16 protein-coding genes are annotated in these 14,587 nt (G+C 72.0%); 11 read left to right on the forward strand and 5 right to left on the reverse strand.

What is annotated here, in order from left to right:
• Positions 1 to 233 precede the first annotated feature (233 nt).
• Together AB0H21_RS22495 and AB0H21_RS22500 are read left to right on the forward strand one after the other, a co-directional pair.
• Positions 234 to 2,138, forward strand: coding sequence for a hypothetical protein (locus tag AB0H21_RS22495; protein ID WP_358519567.1), 1,905 nt, complete (start codon positions 234 to 236; stop codon positions 2,136 to 2,138).
• Between the two features lie 188 nt (positions 2,139 to 2,326).
• Positions 2,327 to 2,914 carry a TIGR00730 family Rossman fold protein gene (locus AB0H21_RS22500; RefSeq protein ID WP_358519828.1) on the forward strand — a complete coding sequence of 196 codons (588 nt, stop codon included), beginning with the start codon at positions 2,327 to 2,329 and terminating at the stop codon, positions 2,912 to 2,914.
• A 5-nt stretch (positions 2,915 to 2,919) separates the two neighbouring features.
• Here the strand turns inward: AB0H21_RS22500 and AB0H21_RS22505 are convergent, their stop codons facing one another.
• A complete protein-coding gene (locus AB0H21_RS22505) occupies positions 2,920 to 3,204 on the reverse strand; it encodes a hypothetical protein (RefSeq protein ID WP_358519568.1) in 285 nt (94 codons plus the stop codon).
• 90 nt (positions 3,205 to 3,294) lie between these two features.
• Between AB0H21_RS22505 and AB0H21_RS22510 the strand changes: the two genes are divergently transcribed.
• Together AB0H21_RS22510 and AB0H21_RS22515 are read left to right on the forward strand one after the other, a co-directional pair.
• Positions 3,295 to 4,014, forward strand: coding sequence for a hypothetical protein (locus AB0H21_RS22510; protein WP_358519571.1), 720 nt, complete (start codon positions 3,295 to 3,297; stop codon positions 4,012 to 4,014).
• Positions 4,015 to 4,103: 89 nt separating this feature from the next.
• Positions 4,104 to 4,661, forward strand: a complete 558-nt coding sequence (locus tag AB0H21_RS22515; protein WP_358519574.1) for a DNA-3-methyladenine glycosylase I — start codon at positions 4,104 to 4,106, stop codon at positions 4,659 to 4,661.
• A 2-nt stretch (positions 4,662 to 4,663) separates the two neighbouring features.
• Here the strand turns inward: AB0H21_RS22515 and AB0H21_RS22520 are convergent, their stop codons facing one another.
• Both AB0H21_RS22520 and AB0H21_RS22525 read right to left on the reverse strand, forming a co-directional pair.
• Positions 4,664 to 5,539 (reverse strand): enoyl-CoA hydratase-related protein, encoded by an 876-nt coding sequence (locus tag AB0H21_RS22520; protein ID WP_358519576.1) that lies wholly within the window; start codon positions 5,537 to 5,539, stop codon positions 4,664 to 4,666.
• On the reverse strand, positions 5,539 to 6,327 hold the full coding sequence (locus tag AB0H21_RS22525) for a PaaX family transcriptional regulator C-terminal domain-containing protein (RefSeq protein WP_358519578.1): 789 nt from the start codon (positions 6,325 to 6,327) through the stop codon (positions 5,539 to 5,541). Before AB0H21_RS22525 ends, AB0H21_RS22520 begins: the two co-directional genes overlap by 1 nt.
• Positions 6,328 to 6,506: 179 nt before the next feature.
• On the opposite strand from AB0H21_RS22525, the gene AB0H21_RS22530 reads away from it, so the two are divergent.
• Both AB0H21_RS22530 and AB0H21_RS22535 read left to right on the forward strand, forming a co-directional pair.
• Positions 6,507 to 6,674: a DUF3117 domain-containing protein gene (locus AB0H21_RS22530; RefSeq protein WP_114033903.1), complete on the forward strand. Its 168-nt coding sequence runs from the start codon at positions 6,507 to 6,509 to the stop codon at positions 6,672 to 6,674.
• 125 nt (positions 6,675 to 6,799) lie between these two features.
• Complete coding sequence (locus tag AB0H21_RS22535; RefSeq protein ID WP_358519581.1) at positions 6,800 to 8,275, forward strand: leucyl aminopeptidase; 1,476 nt, start codon at positions 6,800 to 6,802, stop codon at positions 8,273 to 8,275.
• An 18-nt stretch (positions 8,276 to 8,293) separates the two neighbouring features.
• On the opposite strand, the gene AB0H21_RS22540 is transcribed toward AB0H21_RS22535, so the two are convergent.
• The gene (locus AB0H21_RS22540; protein WP_358519584.1) at positions 8,294 to 8,944 is read right to left on the reverse strand and encodes an O-methyltransferase; all 651 of its coding nucleotides are present in this window, start codon (positions 8,942 to 8,944) and stop codon (positions 8,294 to 8,296) included.
• A 268-nt stretch (positions 8,945 to 9,212) separates the two neighbouring features.
• Between AB0H21_RS22540 and sigE the strand changes: the two genes are divergently transcribed.
• From sigE to AB0H21_RS22560, 4 genes are all read left to right on the forward strand, one after another.
• Complete coding sequence (gene sigE, locus AB0H21_RS22545; protein ID WP_358519586.1) at positions 9,213 to 9,872, forward strand: RNA polymerase sigma factor SigE; 660 nt, start codon at positions 9,213 to 9,215, stop codon at positions 9,870 to 9,872.
• Entirely contained in the window at positions 9,869 to 10,405 is a 537-nt protein-coding gene (locus AB0H21_RS22550; RefSeq protein WP_358519589.1) for a zf-HC2 domain-containing protein, read from the forward strand. The genes sigE and AB0H21_RS22550 overlap by 4 nt, the downstream gene beginning before the upstream one ends.
• Before the next feature lie 188 nt (positions 10,406 to 10,593).
• Entirely contained in the window at positions 10,594 to 12,246 is a 1,653-nt protein-coding gene (locus AB0H21_RS22555; RefSeq protein ID WP_358519592.1) for a trypsin-like peptidase domain-containing protein, read from the forward strand.
• A gap of 123 nt (positions 12,247 to 12,369) precedes the next feature.
• Entirely contained in the window at positions 12,370 to 12,744 is a 375-nt protein-coding gene (locus tag AB0H21_RS22560; RefSeq protein WP_358519595.1) for a sec-independent translocase, read from the forward strand.
• A gap of 123 nt (positions 12,745 to 12,867) precedes the next feature.
• Here AB0H21_RS22560 and AB0H21_RS22565 read toward each other — a convergent pair whose 3' ends face one another.
• Positions 12,868 to 14,007 (reverse strand): Mrp/NBP35 family ATP-binding protein, encoded by a 1,140-nt coding sequence (locus AB0H21_RS22565; protein ID WP_358519598.1) that lies wholly within the window; start codon positions 14,005 to 14,007, stop codon positions 12,868 to 12,870.
• Between the two features lie 119 nt (positions 14,008 to 14,126).
• Here AB0H21_RS22565 and AB0H21_RS22570 point away from each other — a divergent pair, with 119 nt between their 5' ends.
• A complete protein-coding gene (locus tag AB0H21_RS22570; RefSeq protein WP_358519831.1) occupies positions 14,127 to 14,576 on the forward strand; it encodes a MarR family transcriptional regulator in 450 nt (149 codons plus the stop codon).
• Positions 14,577 to 14,587 lie beyond the last annotated feature (11 nt).

The raw sequence follows: 14,587 nt of genomic DNA on the forward strand, positions 1-14,587 counted from the left end.
GGCCGTAGGCGTGAACGGGACGCAGCCGTCACATTCGGAAATGCCGGATCGCCGGTCGTGGCGGTGGTCGCCGGGTGAACGGTTCGGAAAATACCGGTGCCGCCCTTTCCCTGCCGGGAGTACCGCGTCAGCCGCCCGGCGTTCACACCGGCTTCGCACGCCGTAGGCGGTGCCGCTCACGGTCGGCGTGATCATTTTCCCCTGGTCAAGGACGATCCGACCAAGGAGTTCCTTTGAGGCGCATTCTGGAGAGACCACGACGAGCCGTGCGCGCGCTTGCCCTGACCGCGGCGCTGTGCACGGTCCTTACGGCCCAGGCGTCACCGGCGCCGGCCGCCGTCGATCCGAACGAGAGCATCAAGACCGTCAGGAGCCTGCCCCTTCCGACGGTCACCGTCCATCAGATCCCCACCCTGAGCACGATCCGGCCCGAGGGGTCCTTGTACTACCCCGGAGACGCCGTCATCAGCGGCGACGGAAACTGGGTCGGCTACAGCACGGCCCGGATCAGCACCGACGGCGCCACATCGTACGCGGTCAACCGGGCGACCGGCGAGACGAAGCAGTTCTACGGCGTCATCATCGGTTTCGACCAGAACGGCAGCAAGGCGGTCTACCGCAGCGCGTGCGTCTACAAGTACGCCGACTGCGGTGTCTACACGCTGGATCTCACCACCGGCGCCCGCGCCAAGGTCAGCGTGGACGGCAACGGCCGGTCGGAGTTCGGCACGATGTCCAACGAGGGCGCGAGCTACGACGGGGCGAACACCATCGTCTTCGGGACGACCGCCAAGCTGGTTCCCGGCCTGGGGGACGCGGGGCCCTCGTACTACGCGTACTACCGCGATCTCCAGAGCGGCTTCACCCAAGTGCTGAGGGACCCCCAGAGCCCGAGCACGGCCTATGTGAGGTCCGCCACCGGAATCAGCCCCGGCGGGCAGTACATCGCCTACTGGTGGTCGGACCAGGACAAGATGTACCTGTCGGTGCTCGACCAGGTCACCGGGCGGCACACCCGGATCACCAGCGTCCCCGGCGCCACCTCCGCCTATTCCCCTCCGTCCGTCAGCACCGGCGGGAAACTGGTGTTCACCACCCGTGAACGACTCGTGCCGCAGGACACGAACGACGTGGCCGACGTCTACCTCCGCGATCTCGTGAGCGGGGACACCACGCTGGTCAGCGCGGACGCGAGCGGAACGGCCACCGGCACGGCCGGCGAGGGGTCGGCGCGGATCACCGCCGACGGCCGGTACGTCATCTACCGCAGCCCGGGGAACACCGTGCTGTTCAGGGAGGTGGCGACCGGGCGGCAGAGGGAACTCACCGACCCGCACGGTGCTCCGCTCAAGTACCGCGCGGCGGAGAAGGGGGACATCGACCGTCCGGCCTCGTACTCACCGATCGGCCTGTCCAGGACCGGCCGTTATCTCGCGATGGTCGGTTTCACCGACATCGGGTTCGAGGGTCTGCTCAGGCGTGACCAGGCGCAGGACTGCGCGGGAGACTTCGCGACGATCAGGGGATCCGGGACCATCTACGGCTCGCCCGGCGACGACGTCATCTACGGCTCGGAAGGCCCCGACACGATCTACGGCTACGGCGGCGACGACGTCATCTGCGGCCTGGGCGGCGACGACGTCATCGACGGCGGCCCCGGCGACGACGCGATCTACGGCGGCGAGGGGAACGACCGGATCGAAGGCAACGAGGGCAACGACGTCGTGGACGGAGGCCCCGGCGCCGACTCCATGAACGGCGGCCCCGGGACCGACGCCATCCTGTACCTCTCCGCCAAGACCGGAGTCGACGTGAGCCTCAACCACGTGACGCCCAACGGCGCGCCCGGCGAGGGCGACCAGGTGTACAACGACTTCGAGGTGATCTTCGGCTCGAAGTACAACGACACGCTGAGCGGCCGCGAGACCTCGGACTGGCTGTTCGGCATGGGCGGCGACGATCTGCTGCTCGGCGGGGACGGCGACGACCATCTCTACGGCGGCGACGGCAAGGACGTCCTCGTGGGCATGGCCGGCGACGACGACCTCAACGGCGGCCCCAGCTGGGCGGACGCCTGCAACGGCGGCCCGGGGAACAACACCTACTTCAACTGCCAGGGCATCACCGGCCGGCCCTGAACCTGCACGGCCGGCGCCTGACGTCGCGGCCCCGGCTCCCGGCCGGCGCACCCGTGCCGCCTCCGCTCGGAGGCGGCACGTCCGGGGGCGGGGCCCGGCCGGGATCAGCGTGTGGCCGTCGTGAGGCGCCGGCGGTGGTCGCCGGACCGAGGGGGAGGGCCGGTCTGTATAGGGTTGCCCCCGTGACGATGGCGATTTGCGTATTCTGCGCGTCGAGTCAGAAGATCGACCAGAAGTACATCGACCTCGCCGCCGAGGTCGGCACAGAGCTGGCCCGGCGCGGGCACACGCTCGTCAGCGGCGGCGCCACGGTCTCCTGCATGGGCGCGGTCGCCCGCGCGGCCCGCGCGGCGGGCGGGCGTACGGTCGGCGTGATGCCCCAGGCGCTGGTGGACTTGGAGATCGCCGACACCGACTCCGACGAGCTGATCGTCACCGGGGACATGCGCCAGCGCAAGGGCCTCATGGACGCGCGCTCCGACGCCTTTCTCGTCCTGCCCGGCGGCATCGGCACGCTGGAGGAACTGTTCGAGATCTGGACGGCCCGCGTGCTCGCCCTGCACGAAAAACCCCTGGTCGTCCTCGACCCGTGGGGCCTTTACGCCTCCCTGCGCAGGCTTGTGGACGACATGTACGAGGGCGGGTTCACCCGTCCCGGCGTCTTCGACGCCATCTCCTTCACGACGACGGTCGAGGAGGCCTTCCACCTGCTAGAACGCCCCGCCCGTCCGATCACCCCCAGCCCCGAGGAGGTCGGCGAGTCGGCCGCGGGGTAGCCGCGCTAGGCGAGGCCGCGGCGCGTGAGGGCCGGCGGGCGCCTGCCGGACAGGGAGTCGGCCATGTCGACCGCCTGACGGACGCCCGTCACGTGGGGCGTGCGGAAGACGCGGGCCCCCAGCCACGCGTAGACGGCCGCGGCGGCGATCTGCGCGGTCTCGTCCCCGGCCAGCGTCACCGCGACCGTACGGCCCGCGGCGGCCTCGCGCTCGACCTCGGCGGTCGAGCGGGCCTCGGTCCAGGAGGGGTCGAGCGGTTCGTCCGGGCCGATCACGAGCACTGCAGCCATGCCGTGATTGTCACATGCCGGGGGGCCTGGCCCGCCATCGTCCCCCGCAACCATGAGCGCTCAAAGGCGCCCATGTGGCACGATTCGTATGTGCTGGTCCTACTCGCCGTCGCCGCGCTCGCCGTTCTCTACTGCGTGGTGATGGTCTCGCAGGGGCGTGGCGGGGAGCTCGTGGAGTTCGCGCCCGATGTACCGCCGGTGGAGCTTCCCGCGCCCGGGCAGCTCACCGCCGCCGACTTCATGGATCTGCACCTGCCGGTGAGCCTGGTCGGCTACCACACCCAGACGGTGGACGAGACCCTGCAGCGCGCCGCGACGGCCATCGGCCGGCGTGACACGCACATCGCCGTGCTGGAGCAGCGCCTCGAAGAGTTGCTCGCCGGGCGCATCCAGGCGCGCCAGGAGTCGTACGCGCGGCCGTCCTGGGCGCCGATCGCCACCCCCGAGCCCGGGCCGCCGATCGCCGAGCACGAGTCGGCCGAGGCCCTGTTCGGCGTGATCGGCCAGGTCACGCCCGTGCACGGCGTGTCCACGACGTCTCCTGCCGAGTCCGGGACCGGCGGCCGGGGGCTCTTGGCCGAGCCTCCGGCCGAGGAGCGCGGCCCGTTCGAGCCCGCCACCGAGCCTCCCCCGAAGCGCGCCCTGTCCGCCGCTCCCGTCGGCGACCGCGACGCGTTCGAGCCCAAAGAGCAGCCCAAGGAGCAGCCCAAGGAGCGCGGCGCGTTCGAGACGCCCGGCGGGGCCTCCGGCAGGCACGCGGCCGGAGGCGGTGGTACGGCGGGTGAGCGTCCCGATCCCGAGGACGCGTGACGGCCGGCTCGGACCGGCCGGAGCGGCGCCCGGGTAGGGAGTCCGCCGCGGGTCCGGGCGGCGGCGGAAAGCTTGTAACCTCGGACTTCGTGACCCCTGAGCTTGTGCGCTGCGGCTGGGTGACCTCCGCGCCCGACTACATCCGGTACCACGACGAAGAGTGGGGCCGTCCCGTCCGGGGCGACGACCTGGTGTTCGAGCGGCTGACCCTGGAGGCCTTCCAGTCCGGCCTGTCCTGGCTGACCATCCTGCGCAAGCGCGAGAACTTCCGCGCTGCCTTCGCCGGGTTCTCCATCGGCGCGGTGGCCGCGTTCGGCGAGGCGGACGTCGAGCGCCTGCTCGCCGACGCGGGCATCATCCGCAACCGCGCGAAGATCGAGGCGGCCATCGGCAACGCCCGCGTCGCGGCCGAGATCCCGGGCGGGGTGTCGGACCTGGTCTGGCGGTACGCCGAGCCCGCCGCGCCGACGCCGAAGACGCTCGGGGACGTGCCCGCGGTGACGCCCGGCTCCAAGGCGCTGGCCAAGGAGCTCAAGCGTCACGGCTTCCGCTTCGTCGGCCCGACCACGGCGTACGCGCTCATGCAGGCGATCGGCCTGGTGAACGACCACGTCGCCGACTGCTGGGTGCGCGCCCGGCAGGTCTGAGCTCAGCGTCCTTCGAAGGCCGGCTTCCGCTTGGCCAGGAACGCGCGGGTCGCGGAGGCGTGGTCCTCGGTCTTGGCGCAGAAGTCCTGCAGGTCGGCCTCGACCTCCAGGGAGTCCTCCAAGGTGTGCGCCGCCGAGAAGTCCAGGGCCTGCTTGATCGCGCCGTAGGCCAGCGTGGGGCCCTGCGCGAGCCGTACGGCCAGCTCATGGGCCCGCTCGCCCAGCTCGGCGCCCGGCACGACCGAGGTGACCAGCCCCAGTTCCAGCGCATCCTTGGCGCCGACGGTGTCGCCGAGCAGCAGCAACTCGCGCGCCTTGGCGGGGCCGACCAGCCGCGGCAGCGTCCAGGACGCGCCGGAGTCGGGCGCGAGGCCGATGGCGCCGAAGGCCATCGCGAACTTCGCGGTGTCCGCGGCGACCCGGAAGTCGCAGGCGAAGGCCAGCGAGGCGCCCGCGCCCGCGGCGACGCCGTTGACGGCCGCGACGACCGGCTTTCCCATGCCGGTGACGGTGAGGATGATCGGGTTGTAGTGCGCCCGTACAGTGTTGTCGAGGCCGACGCCCGCCGCGAGGTTCGCCGTGTGCTCCTGCAGGTCCTGCCCGGCGCAGAAGGCGCGCCCGGCCCCGGTGAGCAGCACGGCCCGCGCCGCGGCGTCGTCCCGCGCCCGTTCGAGGGCCTCCAGCAGGCTGGCCTTCATCTGGACGGTCAGGGCGTTCATCGCCTCCGGCCGGTTGAGCGTCACGACGGCGACGCCGTCCTCCACCGCGTAGAGGACGTGGTCGTGGCCGTGCGCGTCGGCCGTCGGGGACGCCTGCGGCGCGGCGGCGGAGGAGGCGGTGCCCGCCTTTGCGTCCGGCTGCTTGTCCGGCTGATCCATCAGTGGACCCCCTTGTCCAGATTGCGATCGACGAAGGCGGCCGCCGCCGGCAGCAGCCGCGCGGCCTCCTGCTCGAAGTAGGCGCGGGCCTTCTCGCCCGGCCAGGCCGGCGGCAGCAGCTCCGGCGGGAGGCCCGGATCCCGGAACAGGAAGTTGCGCCATCCGTGGACCAGTCTGCTACGCACGGCGAAGACGCGGTCGTCGGGGGCGTCGCACGGCAGCGCCCCGACCAGGTCGACGGCCTGGATCGTCCACGCGTCATAGGCCCTCGCCAGCGCGCCCAGGTCCCAGGCGCGGGCGACCAGTTCCTGCGGGTCGCCGTCCAGGGTGCTCTCGAACCGGTCGGCGCGCACCTGCTGCTCCTCCAGCAGCCCGGCGAGCTCCGGGGAGGCCCGCGAGCCGATCCACGTGGTCTCCGACAGGCAGGCGTACCCGAGAAAGGTCAGGTCGGCGCGCAGCCGCTCGCGCCTCGCGCGGTCGCGGACGGGCTCGAAGACCAGGACGTGCCAGCGGCCGGACCAGGCGGTGGCGCCGGTGCGGTAGATGCGCGCGGCGCTCTCGTCCATGCGCAGGACGCTCTTCGGCGTCAGCGCGTACCCCGGGCCCTGCGGGAGCCGGACGGGCCTGAGCCACTCCTGCCGGACCATCCGTGAGATCGCGGTCCGTACGGCCGGCGCGGCGATGTCGAGCGGGGCCACCAGCCGGACCAACGCGGCCACGGACGCGCGTCCGGCACGAATGCGCAAGTGATCTCCGTAGAGATCGAAAAGCGCGGCACGGGCGTTCACAGAGACCAGTTTGGTCGGCGCAAGGGCCCTGGACAACGCATTCTGGGAGGAGATCGTTACCCATGTGCGCTCGCGAGGCGGGATAATGGGACGTCACAGAAGACGTGAAAGCGGCGGGCGGCCGGGCGCGGAGCGCGTGCCCCGGAATCGCGCAGGCCGAGGCAGGAAGGGATACACGCATGGCGGCGATGAAGCCGCGGACCGGCGACGGTCCGCTGGAGGTCACCAAGGAAGGACGGGGCATTGTCATGCGGGTCCCTCTGGAGGGTGGCGGCCGGCTTGTCGTCGAACTCTCACCGGACGAGGCCAGAGCCCTTGGCGACGCTCTGAAGAACGTCGTCGGCTGACATACCCCTGACCCGACCCATCGACACAGGCGACTTGACGGCCCCGGCGGCCGGGCCGCGCGCCCCACGCCGGGGCTGTCGCACATCCAGGCCGGCCATTCCGCCCAGGCCCGGGGAGGACCACCATGCCAATCGAGACCTCGCTGCGATTCACCGAGGCCCGCGCCATGTCTCCCGGCGGCGACGCCGACCTGCTCGCGGTGCCCTTCGGCAGTGATCTCACCGCCGACGTCGAGCTTCCCGTGCCCGTCCACGCCCTGCTCGCCCACCACGAGGTCAAGGGCGAGGCCGGCGAGGTCGTCGAGGCGCCGGTCGCCTACCGCGCCGAAGGCGGCGAGGACGGCGACGCGGGCGCGCAGGGTGTGCGGCGCGTGCTGCTGTACGGCGTGGGGGACGCCTCGCCGTCCGCGCTGCGCAGGGCCGGAGCCGTCCTGGCGCGCAAGGCCAAGGGACGCGGGTCGCTGGAGGTCCGCCTGCCGGAGCACGCCGGCGAGCGCGCGTGGTCGGCGCTGGCCGAGGGCGCCCTTCTGGCCTGCTACGGCCTGCGCATCGGCGCGAGCCGCGGCAAGGCCGTCCAGGAGATCGTCCTGACCGGGCCCGGAGAGGCCCGCCCGGCGGTGGAGCGCGGCGAGGTCATCGCCCGCGCCGTGGCCCTCACCCGCGATCTCGCCAACACGCCGTCCTCCGAGAAGAACCCCGCCTGGCTCGCCGCCCGCGCCGAGGAGATCGCCGGGCGCTCCGGACTCCAGGCCAAGGTGTGGGAGCCGGACGACCTGGCCGCCGGCGGCTTCGGGGGCATCCTCGCGGTGGGGCAGGGCTCGGTCAGCCCGCCCCGGCTGATCCAGCTCGCCTACGAGCCCGCCGATCCGGACGGCACGCACGTCGTGCTGGTCGGCAAGGGCATCACCTTCGACAGCGGCGGTCTGTCCCTCAAGCCCACCGACGGCATGAAGTTCATGAAGACCGACATGGCGGGCGGCGCGGTGGTGATCTCCGTGCTGGCGTCGCTGGGTGCGCTCGGCGCGCGCACCCGCGTGACGGGCCTGGTCGCCGCGGCCGAGAACATGCCGTCCGGCTCGGCGCAGCGCCCGGGCGACGTGATCACCCACTACGGCGGCCGCACGGTGGAGGTGCTCAACACCGACGCCGAAGGCAGGCTGGTGCTGGCCGACGCCCTCGCGTACGCCGACGACGTCCTGCGGCCCGACACCGTGATCGACATCGCCACCCTCACCGGGGCCATCGGCATCGCCCTCGGGCGCGACATCGGCGCGGTGTTCTCCCCGAGCGACGACCTGGTCAAGGAGCTCGTGGAGGCCGGCACCTCCTCCGGCGACCCCCTGTGGCGGATGCCCCTCATCGACGAATACCGCCCGGCGCTCGACTCGCCCGTGGCCGACCTGACGAACATCGACGCCGACGGCACCTACGGCGGCGGCGCGATCACGGCGGCGCTGTTCCTGCGCGAGTTCACCGGCGACCGCCGCTGGGCCCACCTGGACATCGCCGGGGTCGCCCGCAGCGCGGCCGACGACGGCATCTTCAGCAAGGGCGCCACCGGCTTCGGCACCCGGCTGCTGCTGGAGTGGCTGACCGCGTAGCCGCGGGGCCCCGCCGGGTCAGTTGGCGGTCTTCACCGCGGCCAGCAGGCCGTCGCCGAGCGGCATCATCAGCGCACGCAGCCGTTCGTCGCTCTTCACCAGCTTGCCGAGCTCGCGGATCGCGACGGTCTCCGGGTCGCGCTGGGCAGGGTCGGCCACCCGGTTGTGCCAGAGCGCGTTGTCGAAGGCGACGATGCCGCCGGGCCGCAGCAGGCGGATCGCCTCGGCGAGGTAGTCGCCGTACTCCTGCTTGGCCGCGTCGCAGAAGACCAGGTCGTACCCTCCGTCGGCCAGGCGGGGCAGGACGTCGAGGGCGCGGCCCGCGATGAGGCGCACTCTGCTGCCCGAGAACCCGGCCTCGGCGAAGGTCTGGCGGGCCAGCCGCTGGTGTTCCGGCTCGACGTCGACGCTGGTCAGCGTGCCGTCCGCGCGCATGCCGCGCAGCAGCCACAGGCCGGAGACGCCGCAGCCCGTGCCGACCTCGACCACGGCCCTGGCGTTGATCGCCGTGGCGAGGAAGCTCAGCGCCGCGCCGCCGCCGGGCAGGATCGGGACGGCCCCGACCTCCAGCCCGCGCCGTCTCGCGGCCTGTAGCACCTCGTCCTCGTAATGGAACTCCTCCGCGTAGGCCAGGGTGGCCTCCACCGGACTCGTCGGCGTCGGGGCCATCGGCCTCTCCTCCCCGCTTTCGCCGGACGCACGTATTGGTCCACGTATTGGTCGCAGCCTAGGGGAGTCGGGGCCGAACGGGAACTCACGCCACAACGGGTACGTTGCACGCTTTGAACGACCTTTGTCGAAGCAGGTTCACTCGAGTTCGGGGAAGTTCGCGAACGCTCATGAACGTTATGAAGGTCGTGTGCGACGCGCACGCGGGGAGCCCACGGCGCGACCAGGTTGGGCCGCGGGTACGCAGGAAGGGACGAAAGCAGGCACTATGGCTGTAGCGGTGGTCCCGGAGAGAGGAGTGCTGGTGGACGACTACCACCAGGCTGAAACTCCAGATGACGCGTTGGCGGGGGGCGACCCCCGGTCGGCCGACGGAGCATGGACGCCTCCCACCTGGGAGGAAGTCGTCCGCGCGCATTCCGCGCGCGTCTATCGGCTGGCCTACAGACTGACCGGAAACGTTCACGACGCCGAGGACCTCACGCAGGAGGTCTTCGTCCGGGTGTTCCGGTCGCTGTCCAGCTACACCCCGGGCACCTTCGAGGGCTGGCTGCACCGCATCACGACCAACCTCTTCCTGGACATGGCGCGGCGTCGCCAGCGCATCCGGTTCGAAGGGCTCGGTGACGACGCCGCCGAGCGCCTGCGCGGGCGCGAGCCGTCGCCGGCCCAGGTGTTCGACGACGCCCAGCTCGAACCCGACATCCAGGCGGCGCTCGACTCGCTCCAGCCGGAGTTCCGCGCGGCCGTCGTCCTGTGCGACATCGAGGGGCTGTCGTACGAGGAGATCGCGGCGACGCTCGGCGTGAAGCTGGGCACCGTCCGCAGCCGTATCCACCGCGGTCGCAGCCAGTTGCGTGAGGCCCTCGAGCACCGGGCGCCCCGCCGCGACGAACTCCCCCCGACCGTAACCAGGGAGGGAGCATGAGCCATCTCGGAGAGCGCGCCTCAGCGCTCATGGACGGTGAGCTCGGTCACGCCGAGCGTGAACGGGCCCTGGCGCATCTGACCTTCTGCGCGGACTGCCGCGCGGAGCTCGACTCGATCCGGGCGCTGAAGAGCCGCCTGCGGTCGCTCGACCCGCCGGCGGTCCCGGCGGACCTCACGATGTCGCTGCTGCGCATGGCCGAGCCGGGCGGGCCGATCCCGCCGCGGGTGCGCCCCTTTCCCAGTACGACCTATGCGATGACTCCGATCTCGCCGTCGGACAACAGGCCGAGGCGCGGCGGCGGCTTCTCGGGCCCCGGGCGCGCGCAGGGAGGCCGCCGGGCGGGTTACGTCGCCGTCGGCGTCGCCTCGGCGGCCGTGGCGCTCGGCACGCTGTTCATGGTGGGCGGCACCGGCGACCGGCCGGCGTCCCCGCCGGTCGAGATGTTCGCCAACCAGCACCGCACGTCCACGTCCCCGCCGGTCGGCGGGCTCGTGCCGGGGCGCGGGGGCACCATCTCGCGGCAGCCCTGACCTTCGGGAACTTCGGGACCTTCGGGAACAGGGCCGCAGGCCGGACGGGCCGCCGCCCGTCCGTGCCGTTCACGCGCGGGCGGGCATACGATCGGGTGGACCCTTGACGGGCGGCGTTTACGGCGTTCGTATGCGGTCGGAGGGACAATCTGACGTAGCCGACGCCGAGCCTGGGAGATGAGCGTTCGATGACCGACGAGACACGTGCCTACGACGCAGGGGACGTGGCCGCTTCATCCCAGCGCTCCGGTGAGGGCTCGTCGCCGGCGGAGCCGGGCGGCGTGATGCGAGTCCGCCCCGAGTTCCTCCCCGCCTCCGACGGTTTCCCGGGGTCCGCGCCCGTGTCGGGCCCGGACGCCTTCACCGGCCCGAACCCGTTCGCCGCGAGCCGGCCGGGTCCCGAGGGCGCCGACCCGTTCGCCCCCGACCCCTACGCGCCGCGCGACGCCATGACCGACACGCTGGTGCCCTTCGCCTCCGAGTCCGGCGACGACGCCGGGCGGCGGCAGGGAGGCGAGGCGTCGGCCGGCTGGGGCAATCCGTCCGGCCCGGTCCCGCCGTCGCCGCAGGGCCCGTACGCCGGCCCGTCCGCGTACTCCGGCGGCCCCGGCGGCCTCGGCGGTCCGTACGGCCCGCCCCCGCCGCGCAACCCGTACGGCATGGGCCCGGGCTGGGCGCCGCCGCCCGGCGCGCCGCGCGTCGAGACCGGCGCCGCCGGTTCGCGCGGGCCGAGGACGGGCGTGCTGGCCACGCTCGCCGTCGTGATCGCCCTGGTGGCCTCGACCGCGGGCAGCGTCGGCACTTACCTGCTCACCCGCTCGAACGGCGGCGTCGACCCGTCGTACAGCCTCGGCACGCCCACGGGGGCGATCGTCAACCGCGCCCCGGACTCCGTGGCGGGTGTCGCCTCCAAGGTCCTGCCGAGCGTGGTGTCGCTGGACGTCCGGGGCAACAGCGAGGCCGGCACGGGCTCGGGCTTCGTGATCAAGGGCGGGTACGTCGTCACGAACAACCACGTCGTGGCCGCGGCGGCGCTGACCGGCAACATCAAGATCACCTTCAACGACAAGAAGTCCACCGCGGCGAAGATCGTCGGGCGGGACCCGAGCTCCGACATCGCGGTGGTCAAGCCCGACGACACCTTCGGAGCCCCGGAGATCACCATCGGCAACTCCGACCGCGTGGTCGTCGGCGACCCGGTCATCGCGATCGGCTCGCCGCTCGGGCTCACCGGCACGGTCACCACGGGCATCGTCAGCTCGCTCAACCGCCCGGTGACGGCCGGCGGCGAGAGCGGCTCGGAGTCGTCGTTCATCAACGCGATCCAGACCGACGCGGCGATCAACCCCGGCAACTCGGGCGGCCCGCTGGTCAACGGGGCCGGCGAGGTCATCGGCGTCAACTCGGCCATCGCCACGCTCGGCAACAGCTCCTTCGGCTCGCAGAGCGGCAGCATCGGGCTTGGCTTCTCGATCCCGATCAACCATGTGCGGCGGGTGGCGGAAGAGCTGATCACCACCGGCTCGGCCAAGAAGTCCCGCATCGGCGTCCAGCTCGACCCGGACTACCAGGGCGAGGGCGTGCGCATCGCCACGACCGCCGAGCAGGGCCAGCCGCCGGTGGTCCCGGGCGGTCCGGCGGACAAGGCGGGGATGAAGCCCGGGGACGTGATCCTGGCGATCGACGGCAACCCGGTGAGCGACCAGTCCGAGCTGATCGTCGCGATCCGCAGCAAGGCGCCCGGCACCACGGTGACGCTCAAGTTCCGCCGCGATGGACGGGACATGACCGCCAGTGTGACGATCGACGCCATTCCGGTGCCGACCCCCCAGCCGTCGTGATATACGCCTCCCGTATGGTGCCTCTTGCAGGACCGTGGCATTAGTCTGGGGTTAGCCGAGGTCGCCGTCGGCTGCTCCGGGCCGGGCGGCAGGCAGCGGCGTGGGAGAGCCTAGGAGATCACAGTGTTCGGACTCGGGTGGCCGGAGATGTTGGCGCTCGTGGTGATCGCCCTGCTGGTCTTCGGGCCTGACAAGCTTCCCGGCGCGGCGGCCCAGGCGGGCCGCATGCTGCGGCAGGTCCGGCAGATGGCGAACAACGCGAGGAACGACCTGCAGGACAACCTGGGTCCGGAGTTCAAGAACTTCGACCCGACCGACCTGCACCCGAAGAACTTCGTCAGGAAGCACCTCCTGTCGGATCTCGAGGACGACTGGAACCGGCCGGCCGCGAAGGTCGACGACCCTTCGTCCCCCTACGACGAGCCGTACGCGATGGCGGGGGCCGGCGGCGAGCTCAAGTACGGCGAGATCCCGCCGTACGACTCCGAGGCCACCTGACGGGCCGTACGCCGCCGGGCACGCCCGGCCGTACGCCACCGAAGACGCGAAGAAGGGGACCTGCCGCAAGGGCGGTCCCCTTCTCTCGTGTGCAGGGGCTCCAGGCGGGCCTGGAGCGGCGTCTCAGCGCCCCGCGGGCGACAGCCCGAGCTGGAGGCCCTTCAGGCTGCTCGACCTCTTGCCGAGGCCCTCGGCGATGCGCCGCAGCTCGGTGGCGGCGGGGCTGTCGGGGTCGGTGAGCACCAGCGGCTTGCCGTTGTCGCCGCCCTCGCGCAGGCGCAGGTCGATCGGGACCTGGCCGAGCAGGGGGACGCGGGCGCCGAGGGCGCGGGTCAGGCCGTCGGCGACGCTCTGCCCGCCGCCCTCGCCGAACACCGCGATGCGCTCGTCGCAGTGCGGGCAGGGCAGCCAGGCCATGTTCTCGATGACGCCGGCGATCTGCTGGTGGGTCTGGGTGGCGATCGACCCGGCGCGCTCGGCGACCTCGGCGGCGGCCTGCTGCGGGGTGGTCACGATGAGGATCTCGGCGCCGGGCATGCGCTGGGCCACCGAGATCGCGATGTCGCCGGTGCCCGGGGGCAGGTCCATGAGCAGGACGTCCAGGTCGCCCCAGTAGACGTCGGCGAGGAACTGGTGGAGCGCGCGGTCGAGCATCGGCCCGCGCCACACCACGGGGGAGTTGCCCGGCGGCTTGAACATGCCGACCGAGATGACCTTGATGTCATGCGCCACCGGCGGCATGATCATGTCCTCGACCTTGGTGGGGCGCTCGCTCACGCCCAGCATGCGCGGCACGGAGTGGCCGTAGATGTCGGCGTCGAGCACGCCGACCTTCAGGCCCGAGGTGGCCATCGCCGCGGCCAGGTTGACCGTGACGGACGACTTGCCCACACCGCCCTTGCCGCTCGCGACGGCGAACACGCGGGTCAGCGAGCCGGGCTTGGCGAAGGGGATCTCCTTCTCGGGGCCGCGGTGGCCGCGCAGCTTGGTCTGGAGCGCCTTGCGCTGGTCGGTGCTCATGACGTCCAGGTCGACCTGGACGCGGGTGACGCCGTCGAGCTTGGAGACGGCGGCGGTGACGTCCCGCGTGATCGTGTCACGCAACGGGCAGCCCGCGACCGTGAGGTAGACGCCGACCCGCACCACCCCGTCCGGGGAGATATCGACGCTCTTGACCATGTCAAGGTCGGTGATCGGCCTGCGGATCTCCGGGTCGTTGACCGTGGCGAGCGCAGCCGTCACCACTTCTGGGGTTGGTGCCATGGATCCATGCTACGAACCCAGGGCCGATCCTACGAATCACGACCCTTGCCGTAAGGGCAAGAGACGGCCACCGCGCGGTGTGTGGTTATGCGACCTTCTAGGATGACCGCGTGACGTCCATGACTGCGGAGATCACCCCCCAGCAGCTCATCGTCTGGCGCGTTCTGCAGCGGGCCCAGGTCCAGATCACCCGGAGCCTGGAGGTCGCGCTGATCAGCCGGCACGATCTGGCGCCCGCCGCCTACGACGTGCTCGCCCGGCTCTCCGAAAGTCCTGGGCGGCGGCTGCGCATGAACGATCTCGCCGACCGCGTGCTGCTGTCGCGCAGCGGGCTGACGCGGCTGATCGACCGCCTCCAGCGGGACGGGCTGGTGGAGCGCGAGGCCTGCCCGAGCGACGCGCGCGGGCTGTACGCGGTGCTCACCGCGGCGGGCGAGGCGCGCTTGTCGGAGGCCACCCCCACCTACCTGCGCGCCGTCCACGGGCGCTTCCTCGGTCCGCTGGACGACGAGGAACTGCGGCAGTGCGCCGCCACGCTGGTCAAGCTCTTCCCCTTGGCCTCCGACTGAGTCCCGGGCGC

It is taken from the genome of Sphaerisporangium sp. NPDC051011 (assembly GCF_040653595.1).
Classification (GTDB): Bacteria; Actinomycetota; Actinomycetes; order Streptosporangiales; family Streptosporangiaceae; genus Sphaerisporangium.

What these genes read in the sequence shown, in the direction of transcription:
- AB0H21_RS22500 (WP_358519828.1), top strand. Translation starts at nt 2,327, where the DNA reads ATGGCGATTTGCGTATTCTGCGCGTCGAGTCAGAAGATCGACCAGAAG.
- AB0H21_RS22505 (WP_358519568.1), bottom strand. Translation starts at nt 3,204, where the DNA reads ATGGCTGCAGTGCTCGTGATCGGCCCGGACGAACCGCTCGACCCCTCC.
- AB0H21_RS22520 (WP_358519576.1), bottom strand. Translation starts at nt 5,539, where the DNA reads ATGGATCAGCCGGACAAGCAGCCGGACGCAAAGGCGGGCACCGCCTCC.
- AB0H21_RS22530 (WP_114033903.1), top strand. Translation starts at nt 6,507, where the DNA reads ATGGCGGCGATGAAGCCGCGGACCGGCGACGGTCCGCTGGAGGTCACC.
- AB0H21_RS22535 (WP_358519581.1), top strand. Translation starts at nt 6,800, where the DNA reads ATGCCAATCGAGACCTCGCTGCGATTCACCGAGGCCCGCGCCATGTCT.
- AB0H21_RS22540 (WP_358519584.1), bottom strand. Translation starts at nt 8,944, where the DNA reads ATGGCCCCGACGCCGACGAGTCCGGTGGAGGCCACCCTGGCCTACGCG.
- sigE (WP_358519586.1), top strand. Translation starts at nt 9,213, where the DNA reads ATGGCTGTAGCGGTGGTCCCGGAGAGAGGAGTGCTGGTGGACGACTAC.
- AB0H21_RS22550 (WP_358519589.1), top strand. Translation starts at nt 9,869, where the DNA reads ATGAGCCATCTCGGAGAGCGCGCCTCAGCGCTCATGGACGGTGAGCTC.
- AB0H21_RS22555 (WP_358519592.1), top strand. Translation starts at nt 10,594, where the DNA reads ATGACCGACGAGACACGTGCCTACGACGCAGGGGACGTGGCCGCTTCA.
- AB0H21_RS22565 (WP_358519598.1), bottom strand. Translation starts at nt 14,007, where the DNA reads ATGGCACCAACCCCAGAAGTGGTGACGGCTGCGCTCGCCACGGTCAAC.
- AB0H21_RS22570 (WP_358519831.1), top strand. Translation starts at nt 14,127, where the DNA reads ATGACTGCGGAGATCACCCCCCAGCAGCTCATCGTCTGGCGCGTTCTG.